The sequence below is a fragment of the Acinetobacter sp. 25-47-130 genome, from assembly GCF_056779705.1.
The window spans coordinates 34,070-52,836 of sequence record NZ_JBWYII010000011.1; the positions used below are offsets into that span (position 1 = coordinate 34,070).

At 39.8% G+C, this 18,767-nt stretch carries 16 protein-coding genes and 1 pseudogene; 8 read left to right on the forward strand and 9 right to left on the reverse strand.

Features of this window, described 5'->3' with window-relative positions; genetic code table 11:
- Window positions 1-102 precede the first annotated feature (102 nt).
- Window positions 103-1,113 (forward strand): porphobilinogen synthase, encoded by a 1,011-nt coding sequence (gene hemB, locus AC1M83_RS12090; protein ID WP_035266288.1) that lies wholly within the window; start codon window positions 103-105, stop codon window positions 1,111-1,113.
- A gap of 200 nt (window positions 1,114-1,313) precedes the next feature.
- The gene (gene thiO / locus AC1M83_RS12095; RefSeq protein ID WP_035266290.1) at window positions 1,314-2,420 is read left to right on the forward strand and encodes a glycine oxidase ThiO; all 1,107 of its coding nucleotides are present in this window, start codon (window positions 1,314-1,316) and stop codon (window positions 2,418-2,420) included.
- Here thiO and AC1M83_RS12100 read toward each other — a convergent pair.
- Window positions 2,417-3,328: pseudogene (locus AC1M83_RS12100) on the reverse strand (TIGR01777 family oxidoreductase). The gene thiO and the pseudogene AC1M83_RS12100 overlap by 4 nt on opposite strands.
- A gap of 64 nt (window positions 3,329-3,392) precedes the next feature.
- A complete protein-coding gene (locus AC1M83_RS12105) occupies window positions 3,393-3,845 on the reverse strand; it encodes an ABZJ_00895 family protein (protein WP_035266293.1) in 453 nt (150 codons plus the stop codon).
- 365 nt (window positions 3,846-4,210) lie between these two features.
- Between AC1M83_RS12105 and AC1M83_RS12110 the strand changes: the two genes are divergently transcribed.
- The 3 genes from AC1M83_RS12110 to AC1M83_RS12120 all read left to right on the forward strand — a co-directional run bounded on the left by AC1M83_RS12110 (window position 4,211) and on the right by AC1M83_RS12120 (window position 10,296).
- The gene (locus tag AC1M83_RS12110; RefSeq protein ID WP_481589481.1) at window positions 4,211-5,344 is read left to right on the forward strand and encodes a hypothetical protein; all 1,134 of its coding nucleotides are present in this window, start codon (window positions 4,211-4,213) and stop codon (window positions 5,342-5,344) included.
- Window positions 5,345-5,439: 95 nt separating this feature from the next.
- Entirely contained in the window at window positions 5,440-6,687 is a 1,248-nt protein-coding gene (locus AC1M83_RS12115) for an exonuclease SbcCD subunit D (RefSeq protein WP_481589482.1), read from the forward strand.
- Window positions 6,688-6,696: 9 nt separating this feature from the next.
- Complete coding sequence (locus tag AC1M83_RS12120) at window positions 6,697-10,296, forward strand: AAA family ATPase (protein ID WP_481590777.1); 3,600 nt, start codon at window positions 6,697-6,699, stop codon at window positions 10,294-10,296.
- A 44-nt stretch (window positions 10,297-10,340) separates the two neighbouring features.
- Here the strand turns inward: AC1M83_RS12120 and AC1M83_RS12125 are convergent, their stop codons facing one another.
- The gene (locus AC1M83_RS12125) at window positions 10,341-11,138 is read right to left on the reverse strand and encodes a thioesterase family protein (RefSeq protein WP_180028750.1); all 798 of its coding nucleotides are present in this window, start codon (window positions 11,136-11,138) and stop codon (window positions 10,341-10,343) included.
- A 116-nt stretch (window positions 11,139-11,254) separates the two neighbouring features.
- The gene (locus AC1M83_RS12130) at window positions 11,255-11,941 is read right to left on the reverse strand and encodes a YggS family pyridoxal phosphate-dependent enzyme (protein ID WP_481590778.1); all 687 of its coding nucleotides are present in this window, start codon (window positions 11,939-11,941) and stop codon (window positions 11,255-11,257) included.
- A gap of 122 nt (window positions 11,942-12,063) precedes the next feature.
- Here AC1M83_RS12130 and AC1M83_RS12135 point away from each other — a divergent pair, with 122 nt between their 5' ends.
- Together AC1M83_RS12135 and AC1M83_RS12140 are read left to right on the forward strand one after the other, a co-directional pair.
- On the forward strand, window positions 12,064-13,101 hold the full coding sequence (locus AC1M83_RS12135) for a type IV pilus twitching motility protein PilT (RefSeq protein WP_092768204.1): 1,038 nt from the start codon (window positions 12,064-12,066) through the stop codon (window positions 13,099-13,101).
- A gap of 34 nt (window positions 13,102-13,135) precedes the next feature.
- Window positions 13,136-14,260 (forward strand): PilT/PilU family type 4a pilus ATPase, encoded by a 1,125-nt coding sequence (locus tag AC1M83_RS12140; protein WP_180000250.1) that lies wholly within the window; start codon window positions 13,136-13,138, stop codon window positions 14,258-14,260.
- Between the two features lie 55 nt (window positions 14,261-14,315).
- On the opposite strand, the gene fur is transcribed toward AC1M83_RS12140, so the two are convergent.
- Window positions 14,316-14,753 (reverse strand): ferric iron uptake transcriptional regulator, encoded by a 438-nt coding sequence (gene fur, locus AC1M83_RS12145; RefSeq protein WP_035267453.1) that lies wholly within the window; start codon window positions 14,751-14,753, stop codon window positions 14,316-14,318.
- 112 nt (window positions 14,754-14,865) lie between these two features.
- Between fur and AC1M83_RS12150 the strand changes: the two genes are divergently transcribed.
- Window positions 14,866-15,264 (forward strand): outer membrane protein assembly factor BamE, encoded by a 399-nt coding sequence (locus AC1M83_RS12150; RefSeq protein WP_092768200.1) that lies wholly within the window; start codon window positions 14,866-14,868, stop codon window positions 15,262-15,264.
- 45 nt (window positions 15,265-15,309) lie between these two features.
- Here AC1M83_RS12150 and AC1M83_RS12155 read toward each other — a convergent pair whose 3' ends face one another.
- The 4 genes from AC1M83_RS12155 to argB all read right to left on the reverse strand — a co-directional run bounded on the left by AC1M83_RS12155 (window position 15,310) and on the right by argB (window position 18,748).
- Window positions 15,310-15,633 carry an RnfH family protein gene (locus AC1M83_RS12155; protein ID WP_035267448.1) on the reverse strand — a complete coding sequence of 108 codons (324 nt, stop codon included), beginning with the start codon at window positions 15,631-15,633 and terminating at the stop codon, window positions 15,310-15,312.
- Window positions 15,630-16,712: a hypothetical protein gene (locus tag AC1M83_RS12160; RefSeq protein ID WP_481590779.1), complete on the reverse strand. Its 1,083-nt coding sequence runs from the start codon at window positions 16,710-16,712 to the stop codon at window positions 15,630-15,632. The genes AC1M83_RS12155 and AC1M83_RS12160 overlap by 4 nt, the downstream gene beginning before the upstream one ends.
- A gap of 109 nt (window positions 16,713-16,821) precedes the next feature.
- Window positions 16,822-17,670 carry a class II glutamine amidotransferase gene (locus AC1M83_RS12165; protein WP_481590780.1) on the reverse strand — a complete coding sequence of 283 codons (849 nt, stop codon included), beginning with the start codon at window positions 17,668-17,670 and terminating at the stop codon, window positions 16,822-16,824.
- 172 nt (window positions 17,671-17,842) lie between these two features.
- Window positions 17,843-18,748, reverse strand: a complete 906-nt coding sequence (gene argB, locus AC1M83_RS12170; protein WP_035267425.1) for an acetylglutamate kinase — start codon at window positions 18,746-18,748, stop codon at window positions 17,843-17,845.
- Between the last annotated feature and the right edge of the window lie 19 nt (window positions 18,749-18,767).

The following is an 18,767-nucleotide window of genomic DNA, read 5'->3' on the forward strand; positions in this document are numbered from 1 at the left end:
CTCAAATTAACATCATGAGAAAAAACCATCAGCATTTTCCCAAAAACCGCCTTAAGGGGGCTACAATTAGACCCAAGTAAAATACCAAACATCGAGATTGTGATGACTTATACGTTTAATCGCCCTGCTTTTCCTGCAACACGCATGCGCCGTATTCGAAAAAATGACAAACTCAGAGCGATGGTGAGAGAAACACATCTTTCTGCTGAACATCTCATTTATCCGGTATTTGTTCTACCAGGTCAAAATCAAACCCAAGAAATACCTAGTATGCCAAATATTCACCGTCTTTCAGCTGATTTGTTGTTAAACAAAGCTGAAAAACTTTTAGAATTAGGTGTATCTAAATTAGCTTTATTCCCAGTTACCCCACAAGAAGACAAAAGTTTAACTGCTGAAGCAGCATGGAGAGATGATGGTTTAGTTCAAAGCACTGTCCGTCTTCTAAAAAAAGAATTACCAGAAATGGTACTCATCACTGATGGCGCTTTAGACCCTTATACAACACACGGTCAGGATGGCATCATCGATGAAACAGGTTATGTCCTGAATGATGAAACTGTTGAGTGTCTGATTAAACAAGGTTTAAGCCATGCAGAAGCAGGAGCCGATGTTTTCGCACCGAGTGATATGATGGATGGTCGTATTGCTGCGATTCGTCAAGCATTTGAAGCAAATGGTCATCTTTATACCAATATCATGGCTTATTCTGCCAAATATGCATCAAGCTTCTATGGTCCTTTCCGTGATGCAGTGGGTTCAGCATCTAATTTAAAAGGTGGTAATAAGTATAACTACCAAATGGATGTAGGAAACCGAGCTGAAGCTCTTCACGAAATTGCACTAGATATTCAAGAAGGTGCAGACATGGTGATCGTAAAACCAGGGATGCCATATCTAGATATTGTACGTGAAGTTAAAGACACATTTGGCATTCCAACATTTGTTTATCAAGTGAGTGGTGAATATGCCATGTTGGCAGCAGCAATCCAAAACGGCTGGCTTTCTGAAAGTGTGATTTTAGAATCATTGATGAGCTGTCGTCGTGCTGGTGCAGATGGAATTTGGACCTATTTTGCTGAAGATGCTGCAAAAATGCTTAAAGATCTGTAATACACTATTGAATCAAAAGCGCTTTTCCATAAAGCGCTTTTTTTCTACTAAAATCATCATCATTGTATTCGAGACCCAACTTTTAACTCACTCATTTAACATCTTACATCTCATCGATCTCTTTACATCATTGAGATTATTTGCACGATTAGAGCTTGAATATGGTCTAATACACCCCGTCATTTTGAAGGTGGATAAAAATGCACGTTGCCATCATTGGATGTGGAATTAGCGGCTTACTAACAGCGCTTGAATTACTCGAACAAGGTTGTGAAATTACCCTCATTGATCAAAAACAAGCAGCTAAAGCTGCATCTTGGGCAGGTGGTGGTATTTTGTCACCTATGTATCCTTGGCGTTATCCCAAAGCAGTCAATCAATTGGCACAACATGGTAAATCGTTATATCAATCTTGGAATCAAAAAATTCAACCATTGAGTGGCATTGATTTCGAAATTCACGATTCAGGCATGTTAATTTTTGATGAAGATGATTTTGAGATTGGACTCAGTTATAAGGCGCAATATAACGAGCCGATGCAGCATTGCGATTTACTCGACGAGACTCAATTAAGAAATCTGAATCCACGAGTTTCTAATACTTTCAAGCAGGCTTTGCATTTTCCACAATTGTCTAATGTTCGTAATCCTCGTCTTTTAAAGTCTATTCTGACTTATCTTAAATCACATTCAAAAGTAAAGATTATCGAGCATAAGTGGGTAGAAAAATTACTGATTCAAAATCAGCAAGTGCAATCCATTGTTCTGCATGATCAACATCAAATTAAAGCTGATCAGTATGTTATCGCTACTGGAGCTTGGTCGGCACATTGGGCATCACAACTCGATTTCAATATCCCTGTTCAACCTGTTCAGGGGCAGATGATCCTATTCAAAACCCCTGAAAACTGGCTACCCACGATGTGTATGTACAATGTCATGTATATGATTCCACGTCGAGATGGCCATATCGTCTGTGGTTCCAGTATGGCGGAATTAGGTTTTGAACATCGCCCAAATTTGAAAACACAACAATCCATTTACCAAGCATGCATTCAACTCATACCTGAACTTAAAAATTTCCCGATTGTGCGACAATGGGCAGGCTTGAGACCTAGCTCACCTGATGGAATTCCGTATATCGGTTTAATGCCTGAAATGAAAAACTTATGGGCGAATTTTGGTCATTTTAGAAATGGTTTATGCATGGGGCCAGCTGCAGCGCAGTTACTACGACAACTCATGCTGAATCAGACCACCCTCGTTGATCCTAGACCCTATGACCCATCTTTGAAGTTTCAAGTTTAATGTGATGGAAGTAGTTGCTCCAACGCCATTGTGAGTTCTGGATACTGAAATGTATAACCTGCTTGAATAAGTGCTTCTGGTATAACGTATTGTCCATTTAAAACCAATTGAGACTGCTCACCTAACATGATTTTAAACAATGAATCAGGCAGACTTAAAAGCGGTTTCTTGTTTAAAATTTTTGCTGCGGTGCGAACAAAATACACCTGATTCGTTTGTTCAGGAGCAACGAAATTAAAAACTTCGTTTGGAGTGTCATTCAACATCAGAAATTCAATCGCCTGAATCACGTCCTGAATATGAATCCATGCTAAGGGCTGCTGACCTGAACCAATTTTACCTACCAGATTAAATCGAATCGGTAAGAGTAATTGTTGTAAAATTCCTCCGCCATGCCCAAACACCACGCCTAAACGAATGACCTTAATATCAAACTGATTTTTGTATTGGAGCGCCGACCTCTCCCACTCTTGGCAAAGTTCGGACATAAAGATCGGTTGAGATGATCCCTGCTCATTGTTTTTTTCTGACCATTCTTAATCAGGATCAATACCATAATACCCCACAGCAGAACCAGAAATAATTCGCTTGGGATGTTGCTGATGGGTCAGCAGATAATGTAATAATGCATCGGTCGTATTCACTCGGCTGTCGATGAGTTTTTGTTTTCGCCTTTGCGTCCAGCGACCATCACCAATACTTTCACCCGCTAAGTTAATAACATAGTCAATTTGAGCGTGTTGGATATCATCGAAAGATTGAACCCATGTCAAACGTGGATGCTTCATTTTTGGATTGGACTGTCGGCTTAAACCAATCACTTGATAATCTTGATCTAGCAAATATGCAACCAAATAAGATCCAATAAAACCTGTTGCACCAGTAACCAAAACGCAAGGATGATACATAGAAATACTCTTATGATCTGATCCCTCTATCATGGTGAAAGATGCCTTTGAGCTCAATTCATGATTACTTATTTACCACCAATTTATTCGCCATGCGCTTCGCTTGTGGACCATAAAACCAAAAGGTAATTAAATATAATGGGATCGCCAGCATCAAAATCATAATTGCACTGAGACTTAAGAAACTGGAATTTTGGACATAGAGTAAAAAGTTCTGCCAAATTTCAGGGTCTTTTCTCGAGAAAAATAAAATACTTAAAAAAACACCAAGAAAGTTATAGCCCCAAAAAATCAATGTAAAGCCTAATGTGAATTTTTTACGTTCTTGATCCGAAGGTGCACGTTGTTGTTGATGAATAAATTTATATAAAACAACAATCATCGCTATTAAATATGGAAGTGCAGTGACTATTCCTGCAATTGCCGAAGGCAATAACGCTGCCAATATACCTGCAACCAGCGTTAATCCTAAGCAAAGTAAAAAGAACCATAAAAAATATTTTCTTAAAGAAACCATAACTCTCAGACGCAATAAATTCCTGTCACAAAGCATAACCGAAAATAAATCAAATATTTTTAATTTTCTTGTCAACCGAATCACAACCTTATGCGTTATATAAGGTACAAGGTCAGTAGCAACCGCGTAGTCATTGCACCGGCATCCGCAATGATACACGGTGACCTTATACCCCAATGAGACCTATAAATCATGCTTCTTGCAGAAAAATTTAGTTTAGCAGCCTAAATTTGAATGACTGAAGTATTTTGGCCGACGATTTCACATCACTCGAATCGTCGGCTTTATTTTTGAACTTAATAAATTTTCTAAATATACTTTTATCCATAAAGATGAGATAACAATCAGAATAAATCCTAGTCGCAATGTATAAAGAAAAAATTAAACATAAAATTAGTCTAAAAAAACGTCTAAACTTTAAATCAGACTTTTGGGATGTATTGAATTATCCCTTCACTCGCTTTCTTATCGGTATCGTATTAATTTGCTATTGCACTGTTTTTCTTAAAGCTTTTCTTAATCATCAATTTCACATACCGCTTACAATCATCAGTTTACTCTGTGGTGTTTTTTATCAAAGTTATCAAATCATTAAAAATAAAGAAAAAATCTTAATTTATTCAATTTTAAGTCTATTTCTGAGTGCACTTTCATTTATTTCTATACAGAGTTCTAGCTCGAATCCATTAATAATTTGGGTCTATTTCTATCTTGGTGCTTACTTAATGATTTTTTCTGTAGAGCATCATCAGAGTTTAACCACACCTTTTGGTGAAGGGCTTAGTTTTTTATTCGCACTTGGAATTTGCTATTGGTTTTTCGAAAAACAGATGCTTGGTGTTGATACAGTATTATCGACATTCATCACAATAATCTTGTTAATATTTTTACTCTATTCGATTGTACATGCCTTTTTTGAAATTAAGCATCATCATTTAAGCCGTTTTCTACTGAGTTTCTTTACTTGTTGTTCAATTTTAATTTTGTCTATTGATCAAATTATAGAACTTTATTCACAGGGCGATATTACATCTGAGCATCGTTGGGTTGAGCGTTTAATTTTATTATTTCGATATTTTTTACTCGGTTTATCGTCTTTATATCTTTTTCAAAACTTAATGCTGCTTCTCAGCTATTTTCCCAATAAATACACGCGTTCTTATTTTTCAGATGTCAAACAAAATACGCTGATCCATATCAAACGTTTTTCAGAAGATCAAATTTCTAAAACAGAAGCTTGGTTTGCACTCATTTTTACGGTTTCAGTCTATTCTTTAAATTATATCTATCAAATAATTCCCATCAATATGAGTATTTGGCTAAGCATTCTATTGGTACCCTTAGTCATCCAGTCTTTTTTTCATCATAAAATAGATCAATCGTTAACAGCAGCTAAACTGCATGCATCCTCTTCTCATAAGCAAATCTCGATCAACTCGAGAATCAAAAATAGAAACAAGAGAAAAAGACGAAAAAAGAGTAAATCGAATAAAAAATAGCGATTAAAAGCTGTCTTATAGAGATGTTAAAAATTTCGATGTTTTAAAGTCCGATATTGGATAAGATGACAATTGAGATGTTTTGGGGTTCGGTAATGGCAGTGCGTTTTTTTCATACTTCAGATTGGCATTTGGGGCAATTTTTTCACAATCATGATCGTGACTATGAACACACACAATTTTTAAACTGGCTACTTGCGCAAATTCAACAAAAACAACCGAATGCCCTGCTGATTGCCGGTGATATTTTTGATGTGGTCAATCCTGCATCATCTGCTCAAAAACAGTTATACCAGTTTCTCACCGATGCCCATGCCATTGCCCCGCATATGCAAACCTTAATGATCGCAGGTAATCATGATTCCGGTTACCGCATTGAACAGGTTGAACCTTTTCTAGCGAAATTCAATGCCAAAGCGGTCGGTATTATTGGCAAACAGGATGGTGAATTTGATCTCGATCGTTTGTTGGTACCTATTTATGATGCTGATAAAAATATCGTTGCTTGGTGCTTAACCCTGCCTTATTTACGCAGTGCCGAAATTACAGGCTTAAATGAAAACACCACCAACAGCCAAAATGCGATTGCCTATTTACACCAACAACTTATTGCGGAAGCTAAAGCGCGTAAACAACCCAATCAAGCCTTAATTTTGATGTCACATGCCCATATGCAAGGCGGTGAAACCTCAGATTCCGAACGTCCAATTGTGATTGGTAACGAAGAGGCTTTATCCACTGCATTATTTGATGATGTGATTGATTATGTGGCACTCGGTCATTTGCATAAACCGCAAAAAGTTGGAGAGGAACATATTCGCTACAGTGGCTCACCTATTCCACTGTCTTTTAGTGAACGCAACTATAAACATCAAGTGGTTGAAGTCACCATTGACCCCGAAGCTGATGAACAAAATCATTTTCAATATCAAGCGCACATTATTCCACGTACCGTGGATTTGATTCGAATTCGTGAACCCTTGTCTGAATTAATCACTACGGTACATGCCCTGCCAAAAGGCGAAATTGACAATCTCAATGCACGACATTTTCTAGAGATTGAATATACGACAGATGCCCCACCGCCTGTAGACTTACGTCAGCAGATTGAACTGGCACTGCCACCAAATCGTTATCGTTTACTGCGTATAGCTCGAATTTATCAAAAAGCAACGGAGCAAAACGATGAAAGTCACAAAGTCGATTTAGCGCCCCCCACCCCTGAAAAATTATTTTTAAGCTTGTGGGAAAAAATGGGCTATGAGCAGGATGAATCGGTGAAGCGTGATTTCTTAACTTTGCTTGAAGCGGCACAACACGATTTGGATCAAAAAGCGCACTAAGGACAGGTCATGAAAATTATTCGACTCAGTTTAAACAACTTGGCCTCTTTAGCCGGTGAACAACATATCCATTTTGAACAAGCGCCATTGGCTCAGGCAGGTCTGATTGCCATTACTGGTAAAACAGGTGCAGGAAAATCGACGCTGCTCGATGCCATGTGTTTAGCTTTGTACGATGAAATCCCACGTTTACGTGGCGCAGCTGGCAGCATGAAAGATGTAGGCGGTAAAGACATTTCAATTAAAGATTCGAAGAATATTCTGCGTCGTGGTACCACCGCTGGTTTTGCTGAACTTGAATTTCTTGCCCTTGATGGTAAACGCTATTTGGCGCGGTGGGACATTAGCCGTGCGCGTAAAAAAGTTGATGGCAATTTAAAAGTCGAGCGCTTTGTTCAATGTTTAGATGATGGCGCGACCTTAACGCAAAAAATCTCGGAAGTGACGCCACTGATTGAAAAGCTGATTGGTTTCAGTTTTGAGCAATTTACCCGTGCAGTCCTGTTAGCACAGTCTGAAGTGGGGGCATTTTTAAAAGCCAAAGACCATGAACGTGCAGATTTACTCGAATATTTAACCAATTCGCAAATTTTTAGTGAAGTCAGTAAAAAAGCCGCTGATAAATTTAGTGAAATTAAACACCAACGTACTGATTTAGAAAAGCAACTCGGTCATATTGATATTCTGAGTGAAGAACAACTTGCAGCCTTAAATCAACGACATCAGCAGTTAAAACAACAACTCGTACATTTGGCACAATCAGAAAAGCTGCTTGAAAATGAACGTAAATGGTATCTTGAGCGTGATCAATTGTATGCTGAAGTCCATGGCAAAAAAGAGATTTATGAAGTTCAGCTTGATGCCGTAAATAAATCCGCAGCACAACAACAATTGCTACAACAGCTTGATGCATTTCAAGCCATTCGTGAACAATATGTACAGCGTGCACGTTTAGAACCACAAAAACTTGAGGTGCAACAAAAACAACTGGCCTTTCAAGCTGAGTTTGTCTCTTTACAACAACAAGCTACTACTGAACAACAGCGCTTAAAAGCCTATGAACATGCCCAAGCGCAATTTGAGCAGCAACGTTTGGATATTAAGCCTCATCTTGAACAAGGCTTAAAGTTGGATCATGACATTCACAGTATTTCTGAACAGTATAAAAAACTCAGTGCAGATAAAGATCAGCTTGTTCTCAATGAATTAGAACCGTCAAAACATGCTGTGGAACAACAACAGACCAGCATATTGGCTTGGCAAAATAAACAGCAACAAATCAACTTTGAGTTAACCCAAAGCCAATTTTTACAATGCTTTGACCAAGAACCACAAAGTACTTTGCAGGCGCTACAACATTATGTCGAGCAATATCAGTTGCTTCATCAACAAGAGCCAGAACTATTACAACAATCCTTTGCAACTTTAGAACAGCAACAGCAAACCATTGTACAACGTCTGCAAAGCTATGTGGCTCAACATGAAAGTCTTGACGCTTTGACACAATCGCTAAAAAACATCCAACAACAGCGTGAACATCAGCAAAGTATGGTATTACGACTGCAACATCAACAACAGCAGCTTGATCAAGTCATTACCCATATCAGCGAAACACACGACCTGACAGGCTCAATTGCTGAACAACAAAAGCAACTGCAGCTGATTCAACAGACCCTTGAAAAACGCGTGAGCGAAAAAGCCACACAAGAAGCTGCTTATACTCAACTACAAAGCATCTTGGAGGCACAGCGTCTATTACATAGCGAAAACGTGCAGCATTTACGTGAACAGCTAAAAGCCAATCAACCATGTATGGTCTGTGGTAGCCATGAACATCCGTTTTTAGACCATCATCAACGCTTAGAACAAGGTTTATTGCAACTACACGAGCACCAATTGCAAGAGGCTCGTCAACAATTGGAACAGGTCAATCGTGAGGTACAGCAAGCACAGATTGAGCAATCCAAAGTACAGACCTTACTTGAACAGCAACAACAGCGTATGGAACAGCTCACGCAATTCACTCAGCAACAGCTCGAGCATATTCAAGCAGCATTACAACAACTGGGTTCAAATCTCGACATGGCAGACCCGATTCAGTTGCAGCAGCGCATAATGCAGCAGATCGAAACACTGCAATCGCACATCGAACAACAACAGGTGCAAGAACAAGAACTTAGTCAATTGCTTGAGCAATGGCGTAAAGATCAGCAGCAACAACAGCAATTACTATTGAATATTCAACGTCGTGTACAACTTGAACAAGGTATTCAACCTATTGTGCAGTTACTGCCTGCTCGCTATCAGCAAGACACACCAATACATTGGGTTGCCGAATTGCAACAGCAGCTGCAGCAGCGTGTTGCATTGCTCACGATGCAAAAACAAGTAGAGAGATCACTGCTGCAAGCACAGCTAGAACTTGAAAAAATGACGCTACGCTTTGAAGCAGCACAAAAACACGAACAACGCCTGACTCACCAGATTGAGCAACTGATTGAGCAAGGCAAAATGTTACGCTCGAAACTTGCTGAACTGACCCAAGACTATGCCGGTCAAAGCTATCGTTATGCTGCAGATTGGCAAAAACATTTAGAGGAAACTGCTGTCACTCATGCCAATGAGGTGCATGCACAACGCAGTAAAACTGCACATGCTGAACAACAGCTGAATGCAGCCAATTTACAACAGCAGCAATTGCTCAGTGATTTACATCATATTGAACAGGCATTACAGCAAGTACAACAGGCTATTCAGCAATGGCAACTGAGCCATCCAACCGTAACCACAGATCACATTGCCACATGGTTAAGCATTGATTTAGCGCAGCATCAACAAATACGCCATGAGTTAAATACGCAGCGACAACTTTTAGAGAATGCCAAAACCGCTTGGCAAGTTTTAGAAGAACGTTATCAGGCACATTTAAAACATCAGCCTGAACATGATCTCAGCATGCTCGAGCAGCAACTTGAGAACTTGCAAACGGAAAAGCTCGCTCAACAAGAAGCGCTCACCGATACAGAAACTCAGTTACGCATGAATTCCGCCAATCAAGCCAACTATGCTAAGTATCAAAGCCAAATTGAGCAAATTAAAGCAGAAGAATATCGTTGGGGTCGTATCTACGATTTGATTGGGCATAAGGAAGGCACCAAGTTTAAAAAGATTGCTCAAGAGCATCATTTAGATATTTTGGTGGAATATGCCAATCAGCAATTACAGCCGCTTGCGCCACGTTATCAGTTGCATCGTATTCCTGACAGTTTAAGTTTGGCCATTATTGACTTAGATATGAACAGCGAAGTTCGACCTGTGTTGTCGTTATCAGGTGGTGAAACTTTCTTAGTGTCTTTAGCCCTTGCTTTAGCGATTGCTAACATGGCATCAGGTTCAATGAAACTTGAATCACTGTTTATTGATGAAGGCTTTGGTACGCTCGACCCGGCATCCTTACATATGGTCATGAATGCCCTCGATCATTTACAAAGCCAAGGTCGTAAGGTCGTGCTCATCTCTCATATACAAGAAATGCATGAACGTATTCCTGTACAGATTCAAGTCAAACCTGTAGGTGCAGGTGCGAGTACCATTAATATTGTCGGTTAATGGTTAATGATAATAAGTTGAAGCCGTCAAATGACGGCTTTAATCTAAGCCAGTTTTCTTAAAGTTAAAATTTGCTCAGCTCGTCCAAAAGGTCCGTTCAGATCATGAAGAATAGATGAAGTTAACCCGATACCGTCATCACCATATTGTTGCACTGTTTCCAGACCTAGCCACTTACCTATTGGCATACGATAGAGATGTATCTGTAAATCTAAATTTGGGAAAGTATAGTTAAATGGCCAACCTTGTCGTGTGACAATTCCATTCGCTGTATCGACCATTCCCATCAACTTCACAAAGTCTGAATGTATTTGTCCTTCAACCATGTCATAAGGATTGGTTAGCCATACAATTCCCTTGCCTGCCCGTCGATCTAAACGGCGTGCCTCAAGTGATTGAATATAGCCTCCAGGCCAGTTTCTAATTTCTTCCCATAAGATCCCCTCGTCAGGATCAGCAACTTTTTGATCTTCTAATCCTGCGACTGCCTGAGTATCACTCATCATCATTCGCCAAGTACGTGCCTGAATGCAGCTTTTACCATGTGCAGACATGGTCGACTCGATCAATTCAATGGTTTTTCCAGGTCGAATAATTCGAGTTTCAATTTGAAACTCCCCAGCGGGTATCAGGCCCAAAATATCTAAACTTATACGTCCAATCCGTAGGTCAGACCGAGCAGAAAAGTGATCCAACTCTGCACAAATAATCCCTGTTGCGGGCGCCATATGCTGTTCGTGCGCATTCCATGCACCTTGAGCATGTATAGTCGACTTATACTTAGCCAGTACTGATCCATCATCACACACTTTTCGTTCTAAAAGCTGATAATACGAACTCATCCAATTCTTCCCTGTTTTATGATTATGTGAAATATATTGGTTTATTTTTATACATAAAAAGTTGTATTTACAATGACAGTGACTGAACCCGAAAGTTCAGTGCAGACTGAATCCAATCATTTTGAGTAATCTCGCGCCCCAAATAAGGCCGTCCCTATGCGAACCATAGTCGATCCAGCGCTAATCGCATCTTGTAAATCATCCGACATTCCCATACTCAAGGTATCCCAATCAGAAGGATGTGCATGATGCTCTTTCATCTGATCAAAAAGTGTCTTGGCATCATAGAGTGCATTTACATTGCCAGGCGCTGGAATGACCATTAATCCTCGTAATCGAAGTCGAGGTAATATGCTCATTTGAGCAACCAGATCTTCGACCTCTGAAACTGCACAACCATCTTTGCTTTCTTGAGCATCAATATTCACTTGAAGACAAATATTGATAGGCTCCTGTTCGATTGTGCGTTGATTAGAGAGTCTCTCTGCGATAATAAAGCGATCAACCCCATGCACCCATGCAAATTGTTCAGCCAACTGTTTGGTTTTATTGCGTTGTACATGACCAATAAAATGCCATTCGATGTCTAAATCATTCAGCGCTTTGATTTTATCTAATGCTTCTTGCAGGTAATTCTCACCAAATGCTCGTTGACCAGTCTGATACATTTCTCTCAAAATATCCGCTGGATGCGTTTTGGAAACAGCAAGGAGTTTAACCTCGTTAGATTGTCGTTGAGCAACTTCACAGGCTTGTTCAATTTGTTGAATGACACTATTTCTCGCTTGCTCTAGACTCATCATGTATAGCTATCTCAGTTAATTTATCTTTTTTTACTTTCTTGCACGCTAACTGTTGGTTAAGCTGTAGGAAAGCCTTATTATTCTATCAAAATAATTACGATTTTAATGCGTTCGGGGAATTTATGGATATTACAGAATTACTGGCATTTTCAGTGAAAAACGGGGCGTCTGACTTGCACCTTTCTGCAGGAATGCCACCGATGATTCGTGTTGATGGTGAAGTTCGTCGTATTAACTTACCAGCCTTAGAACACAAAGAAGTACACCGCTTAATCTACGACATCATGAATGATAAACAACGTCGCGATTATGAAGAAAAATTAGAAACCGATTTCTCATTTGAAGTACCCGGTGTAGCACGCTTCCGTGTCAACGCATTCAACCAAAATCGTGGCGCTGGCGCGGTATTCCGTACCATTCCTTCTCAAGTGATTTCTATGGAAGACTTGGGCATGGGGCAAATTTTCAAAGACATTTGCGCCTATCCACGAGGAATTGTTTTGGTCACAGGACCAACGGGTTCAGGTAAATCGACTACGCTTGCGGCGATGATGGATTACATTAACGACAACCGGTACGACCATATTTTAACCGTCGAAGATCCAATTGAATTTGTGCACCAATCCAAAAAGTGTTTGATTAACCAGCGTGAAGTGCATCGTGACACACATGGTTTTAATGAAGCGCTACGCTCTGCACTGCGTGAAGATCCAGATATTATTCTCGTCGGTGAAATGCGTGACCTCGAAACCATTCGACTTGCACTCACTGCTGCGGAAACTGGTCACTTGGTGTTTGGAACACTTCATACCACATCTGCCGCAAAAACAATTGACCGTATTATCGACGTGTTTCCTGCCGATGAGAAAGACATGGTTCGTGCCATGCTTTCTGAATCGCTTCAAGCCGTCATCTCTCAAACACTTTTAAAGAAAACAGGTGGCGGTCGGGTAGCTGCTCACGAAATTATGATTGGAATTCCAGCGATTCGAAATCTCATCCGTGAGAACAAAGTTGCACAAATGTATTCTGCAATACAAACCGGTGCAAATTATGGCATGACCACTCTCGATCAAAGTCTCAAAAATCTTGTCGCGAAAGGCATTATTACCCCGCAAGTTGCACGTACTGCGGCTAAACAACCAGAATCATTTTTATAAAAAAGTGAACGTCATTTGATTTAGGGGAATCAAAATGGATTTTAATGACCTGCTCGACATGATGATTGCGCGCAAGGCTTCAGATTTATTTATCAGTGCAGATATTGAACCATCAATGAAAATTAATGGTGAAATTGTGCCTGTAGTTAAAACAAAGCTCACAGGTGAAATCATAGGTCAATTGATTCACTCGATTATGAGTGAAAGACAACGAATCGAATTTGCTGCAACACACGAATGTAATTTTGCTATTGCCAATCGCGATAAAACTGCACGTTTTCGTGTGAGTGCTTTTCAGCAACGTGATCAACCTGGCATGGTCTTACGTCGGATTGAAACTGTCATTCCAAGTATTGAAGAGCTGAAACTACCGCCCGTACTTAAAGATCTGGCAATGACTAAGCGCGGGATCATCTTATTTGTAGGTGCTACTGGTACAGGTAAATCAACTTCGCTGGCAGCAATGATCGGTCATCGTAATCAAAATTCTAAAGGTCATATCATTACCATTGAAGACCCAATTGAATTTATTCATCAACATCAGGGCTGTATTATTACTCAACGTGAAGTTGGCATTGATACAGACTCCTTTGAAATTGCACTGAAAAACACACTCCGTCAAGCACCTGATGTTATTCTTATTGGTGAGATCCGCTCTCGTGAAACCATGAACTATGCGATTAGTTTTGCTGAAACAGGTCATTTAGTATTTGCGACCTTACATGCAAATAATGCCAACCAAGCCTTAGATCGTATTATTCATTTCTTTGAGACAGATCGTCACAGCCAACTGTTTATGGACCTCTCACTTAATTTGAAGGCAATCATTGCACAACAGTTAATTGCGACTCCTGATAAAAAATCACGTCATCCTGCAATTGAAATCTTAATCAATTCTCCACTGATTTCAGACTTAGTGCGTAAAGGCGAAGTTCATGAAATTAAGGAAGTCATGAAGCGTTCCCGTGAAATTGGAATGCAGACGTTTGATCAAGCGCTATTTGACTTATATAAAGCTGAGAAAATCACTTATGACGAAGCATTACGTCATGCTGACTCTGCCAACGATTTACGCTTACAAATCAAACTCTCTGAAGAAGATCCAAACTATCTGTTGAATTCTGGCCCCCGCCTCACTTTTGATGGTCAAGATGATTAATCAATAGTGAATAAAAAAGGAGCAATCATTGCTCCTTCTTTAATGCAATCAAGATTTATTTTTTACGGTATGCTTCTTGGCATTCAGGCGCATCGCAATAACCATATAAATTCAAAGAGTGACCTGTTAAAACAAAACCAAGTTGTTCAGCAACGTTATGTTGTTCTTGTTCAATCAAATCATTGTGGAATTCAACAACTTTGTTGCAGTTCTGGCAGACCATATGATCGTGGTGATCATCTTGCATGATTTCGAATACAGAGTGATTATTCTCGAAATGATGACGTTGGATAATACCAGCAGCTTCAAACTGAGTTAACACACGATATACAGTTGCTAGACCGACATCTTCGCCCTGCTCAAGTAAGGTCTTATAGATATCTTCCGCGCTCAAATGATGCTGTCTTGAATTTTCTAATAATTCCAAAATCTTGATTCGTGGAAGGGTAACTTTAAGTCCAGCTTTGCGTAAATCTTGATTTGAAATAGGCATATAAAAAGGTCTCTCAACAAATTTTAAGTTGGAATATGCAACAGAGTTGAGATGCAGTATGATCTATCCTTGGATCAATTGCATCATAATTAATTTGGGATAGTGTAGCAAAATGCAAAAAATCATGCTGACGTTATTCGTCGCTTCTTTACTGGGTGGTTGTTCTGTCTTTGGTGTATACAAAGTTGATATTCCTCAAGGAACACCATTAACCCAAGCGCAAGCTTCAAAAATTCAAGTCGGGATGACTTACCAACAAGTTCGTTTTTTACTTGGTAGCCCAACCATTTCAGATCCTTTGAATCCTTTACGTTGGGATTACATCTACAATTATACCCCAGGTACATATGCTAAAAAAGCAAATATTCCTGCAACTCAAGGTCAGCATCTAAAAGTATATTTCGATGGTTCTGGCGTCGTGAATAAAATCGAAGGTTTAGAAACTATCCCAGAAACTCAACCTGGTTTACCAGGTTCGAAAGATGCGATTTTGAACGCGCCACCACTATAAAGAATTAGACATAAAAGAAAACCCCTCAAAGAGGGGTTTTTCATATCATTTCAATTGTTTAAAGCGATTGCCACGACAATAGCGCCCAACTGGATTCGCTGCCGCTCGCTTACGGCGAATATCTTTTGGATTAATCGTTAATGCCCGATAGATTTCCACCCGATCACCTGCTTGCAGAACATGCGATTGATCTTGTACTTTCATCCCAAAAATTCCAACAGCATACTCATCTGGCAACTGCGTACACGACGCAATACCACTTTGTGTAATAGCATCCGCAACAGACATGCCTTCCACAAATTCAAGTTCAATGTGAAACTGCTGGTCTACAGCAGCATAAGCAACCCAAACTTTTGCATTTTGGATCATGGTAACAATTGACCTAAGTAAGAAATCATAGCAACCACAATTGCTAAAGGTGTCACAATACGCACAGCCACACGCCAGATATTATAAAAAGCTTCATTACTAAAATTCAGCGCTTTACGTAAATGACTAATTTTCATGATCCAACCCACGAAAATTGCATAGATTAAACAAATGCTTAATCCCCAAAGCATTAAAATCGGAGTTAAAAATAGATCGGCTGCAGGGAATACCCAAATTAAAAGTGGTGCAAGCAATAAAATATATTGCACCGCTTGAGCTAATCCACGATGTACGAGTTGTTCCTTGCCAAGTTGCAGGAGTAAAGCTACTGCAAATATTGTCGCGATTAAAACGATATATGCTGGAATTGCAGCACTAATTGCAAAATATCCAAATCCAGCCACAGCCACCAGTTGCGCTAGCCAAATCGGTAAAGTTTTTGGCGTTGCAGCATCTTGTTTCTCTTGATTGAGATTTGTCTGCCAATATAATCCAAGCCCGAGACCAGAAGCCACTAAAGCAAGAATAGTTGCATTGCCCCACTCTTTAAACTCAACAGGAGTCAGCTGCCAATCATTGACTTGGACACCAAAAACTTGAGCCGCGATTAAACTTGCAATCGTTGCAATCGCAGTAAGTACAACCAATACAGAACGTTGAAGAAATGATAAACCAAATGCAATGAATGCTGCGATACCCATCAAAATATTTGAACCAATACCAAAATCATTTTGTTGTGCTACAGCATTAGAAGTATTAAGTAATATACCGCCTGCTAAGAATGGAATAAAAATAACAGCAAGCCAGCCCACTACTCTCCAACGTTGGTTTGCATCGGCTTCACGGGTCAATTTTGATAATGCGTTCAGCGCTGAAGTTTGAGCTCGTTTCGCCAATCCAATTTCTAAATAAATAATTGGCAACGCTAAAAACAACATCGTTGCAAACCAAAGTAACCAAAAATCGAGTTGTCGATCAATTTGCAAGCCTAAGCTTGGTGCTAGACCCACAATAATGATAAATGACAAACAAAATGCCATCAGCGGCGATAACCATCGTGACATAGCGGTGTCCTGCATGAGGTATTCCATTAAAAAGTTTTACGCTATTTTGCCTAGCTCAATCATTAAAATCAAAGTCTAGCGTAAAAAAAATAAGTGTAGATCTTAGCCACTTCAAATTAAATTTTTAATACTGATCCGCGCGAGTAACACGCTTCAAGCTTGGGTCACGAGCTTCTCTGACCAATCGCTCAACGTGAGTTATGGTACGTAGTGTTGGCTTACCATCCTGAAATAAAATCATTTCGCCGGGCGTATATGCAAACCAAGCTTCATTATCTGTTAATGGTTCTGTCGTGATCACAGCCACACAATCCTCAGGTGTCGTGACCTGACTAAAATCGACCTCAACATCAATATCAATTAATCGTGCAGGTTGAAATGGATATTCGCGAACAATCCAGTGTAATTTTGTGGTCGCATAACTATACAAAGCCTGTCCATTTGATAAACAAAAATTGAATGTCCCATGCTCTGCTATTGTTGGTGAAATTTCTTCTAATGCATGAAATACATCGTGGACACTTGGCTCTACATAACCAAACTTTTGTACGAGATGTTCTAATAAATAGCAAAATGCAAGCTCACTATCTGTATTACCTACTGGTGTGAACTGTCCCGACAACCTTGGATGAAAATTATGCAGATCGCCATTATGCGCGAAAATCCATTGTCTCCCCCACAATTCACGAATAAATGGATGAGAATTTTCTAAAGTAATTTTTCCCTGTGTTGCTTTACGAATATGGGCAATGACATTACGCGATTTAATCGGGTAATTACGAACGAATTCTGCAATTGGAGACTCGACTGCAGATTGGTTATCAACAAATAAGCGACATGCCTTATCCTCAAAGAAAGCGATGCCAAAACCATCTGAGTGATCTGACGTTATTCCAGCGCGCTGAGAAAAACCACGAAAAGAAAACGTAATATCCGTAGGGGTGGCACAATTCATTCCAAGTAGTTGGCACATAATCTTTCATTTTGCTTTAATTATCAGTTTTATTGTGCATCAGCCTTATAGATGTTGCAAATATGAATATAGCAATTGAATATGTTTTATGCTGGATATATGGGACATAAAACGATTATTCTTATCAAACAAAAAAAGCCACCGAAGTGACTTTTTATTATGTGATTATGAATTAGTGCGCCGACTTAGAACGATTGGTAATCAATGTTCCAACACCGTGATCCGTAAAAATTTCCAACAAAGTCGCATGTGGAACACGACCATCCACAATATGCGCGCTCACTACACCACCTTTCACCGCATCAAGCGCACATCCCACTTTCGGAATCATACCGCCGTAGATCACACCTGTATCGATCAAGCGATCGACTTCTTGTGTTGTTAGTCCAGTGAGTAGGTTTTTATTCTCATCCAATACACCACTGATATTCGTAAGAAGAATTAACTTTTCTGCACCCAAAGCTTCAGCAACTTTACCAGCAACTAAATCTGCATTGATATTGTAAGTATTACCTTCCTCATCAACACCGAGTGGCGCAATCACTGGAATAAAATCACTTTGAGTGAACATTTCCAGAACGTCAGTTTTTACACCGACCACTTCACCCACTAACCCAAGATCAATCTGTTGAACAGATCCATCCTCTTGAGTTTTTTCCATCAACAACTTTTGAGCACGAATTAAGTTACCATCTTTACCTGTTAATCCAATTGCGCGACCACCATGTTGATTGATCAAATTCACAATAGACTTATTTACACTTCCGCCCAACACCATTTCTACAACTTCCATGGTTGCAGGATCAGTTACACGCATTCCATCAATACGGTCTGATTCACGCCCAAGTTGTTTCAAAAATGAATCGACTTGAGGACCACCGCCATGAACCACAATCGGATTAAGACCAACTGTTTTCAATAGCACGATATCACGGGCAAACGAACTTTCTAATGCAGGATCAGTCATTGCATTGCCGCCATATTTCACTACAAGTGTTTTACCTGTAAATCTTTGGATGTATGGCAAAGCTTCTGTCAAAATTTGAGCTTTGTCGATGCCAGTTTGTTGGTGTGGCATTCGCCTCTCCTTCATTCCT

Bases quoted from the DNA above. Each gene is read 5' to 3' on its own strand.
- AC1M83_RS12115 (WP_481589482.1), top strand. From the start codon at position 5,440: ATGGCAGTGCGTTTTTTTCATACTTCAGATTGGCATTTGGGGCAATTT.
- AC1M83_RS12130 (WP_481590778.1), bottom strand. From the start codon at position 11,941: ATGATGAGTCTAGAGCAAGCGAGAAATAGTGTCATTCAACAAATTGAA.
- AC1M83_RS12125 (WP_180028750.1), bottom strand. From the start codon at position 11,138: ATGAGTTCGTATTATCAGCTTTTAGAACGAAAAGTGTGTGATGATGGA.
- AC1M83_RS12120 (WP_481590777.1), top strand. From the start codon at position 6,697: ATGAAAATTATTCGACTCAGTTTAAACAACTTGGCCTCTTTAGCCGGT.
- AC1M83_RS12135 (WP_092768204.1), top strand. From the start codon at position 12,064: ATGGATATTACAGAATTACTGGCATTTTCAGTGAAAAACGGGGCGTCT.
- AC1M83_RS12155 (WP_035267448.1), bottom strand. From the start codon at position 15,633: ATGATCCAAAATGCAAAAGTTTGGGTTGCTTATGCTGCTGTAGACCAG.
- argB (WP_035267425.1), bottom strand. From the start codon at position 18,748: ATGCCACACCAACAAACTGGCATCGACAAAGCTCAAATTTTGACAGAA.
- AC1M83_RS12110 (WP_481589481.1), top strand. From the start codon at position 4,211: ATGTATAAAGAAAAAATTAAACATAAAATTAGTCTAAAAAAACGTCTA.
- fur (WP_035267453.1), bottom strand. From the start codon at position 14,753: ATGCCTATTTCAAATCAAGATTTACGCAAAGCTGGACTTAAAGTTACC.
- AC1M83_RS12160 (WP_481590779.1), bottom strand. From the start codon at position 16,712: ATGCAGGACACCGCTATGTCACGATGGTTATCGCCGCTGATGGCATTT.
- AC1M83_RS12140 (WP_180000250.1), top strand. From the start codon at position 13,136: ATGGATTTTAATGACCTGCTCGACATGATGATTGCGCGCAAGGCTTCA.
- hemB (WP_035266288.1), top strand. From the start codon at position 103: ATGACTTATACGTTTAATCGCCCTGCTTTTCCTGCAACACGCATGCGC.
- AC1M83_RS12165 (WP_481590780.1), bottom strand. From the start codon at position 17,670: ATGTGCCAACTACTTGGAATGAATTGTGCCACCCCTACGGATATTACG.
- thiO (WP_035266290.1), top strand. From the start codon at position 1,314: ATGCACGTTGCCATCATTGGATGTGGAATTAGCGGCTTACTAACAGCG.
- AC1M83_RS12150 (WP_092768200.1), top strand. From the start codon at position 14,866: ATGCAAAAAATCATGCTGACGTTATTCGTCGCTTCTTTACTGGGTGGT.
- AC1M83_RS12105 (WP_035266293.1), bottom strand. From the start codon at position 3,845: ATGGTTTCTTTAAGAAAATATTTTTTATGGTTCTTTTTACTTTGCTTA.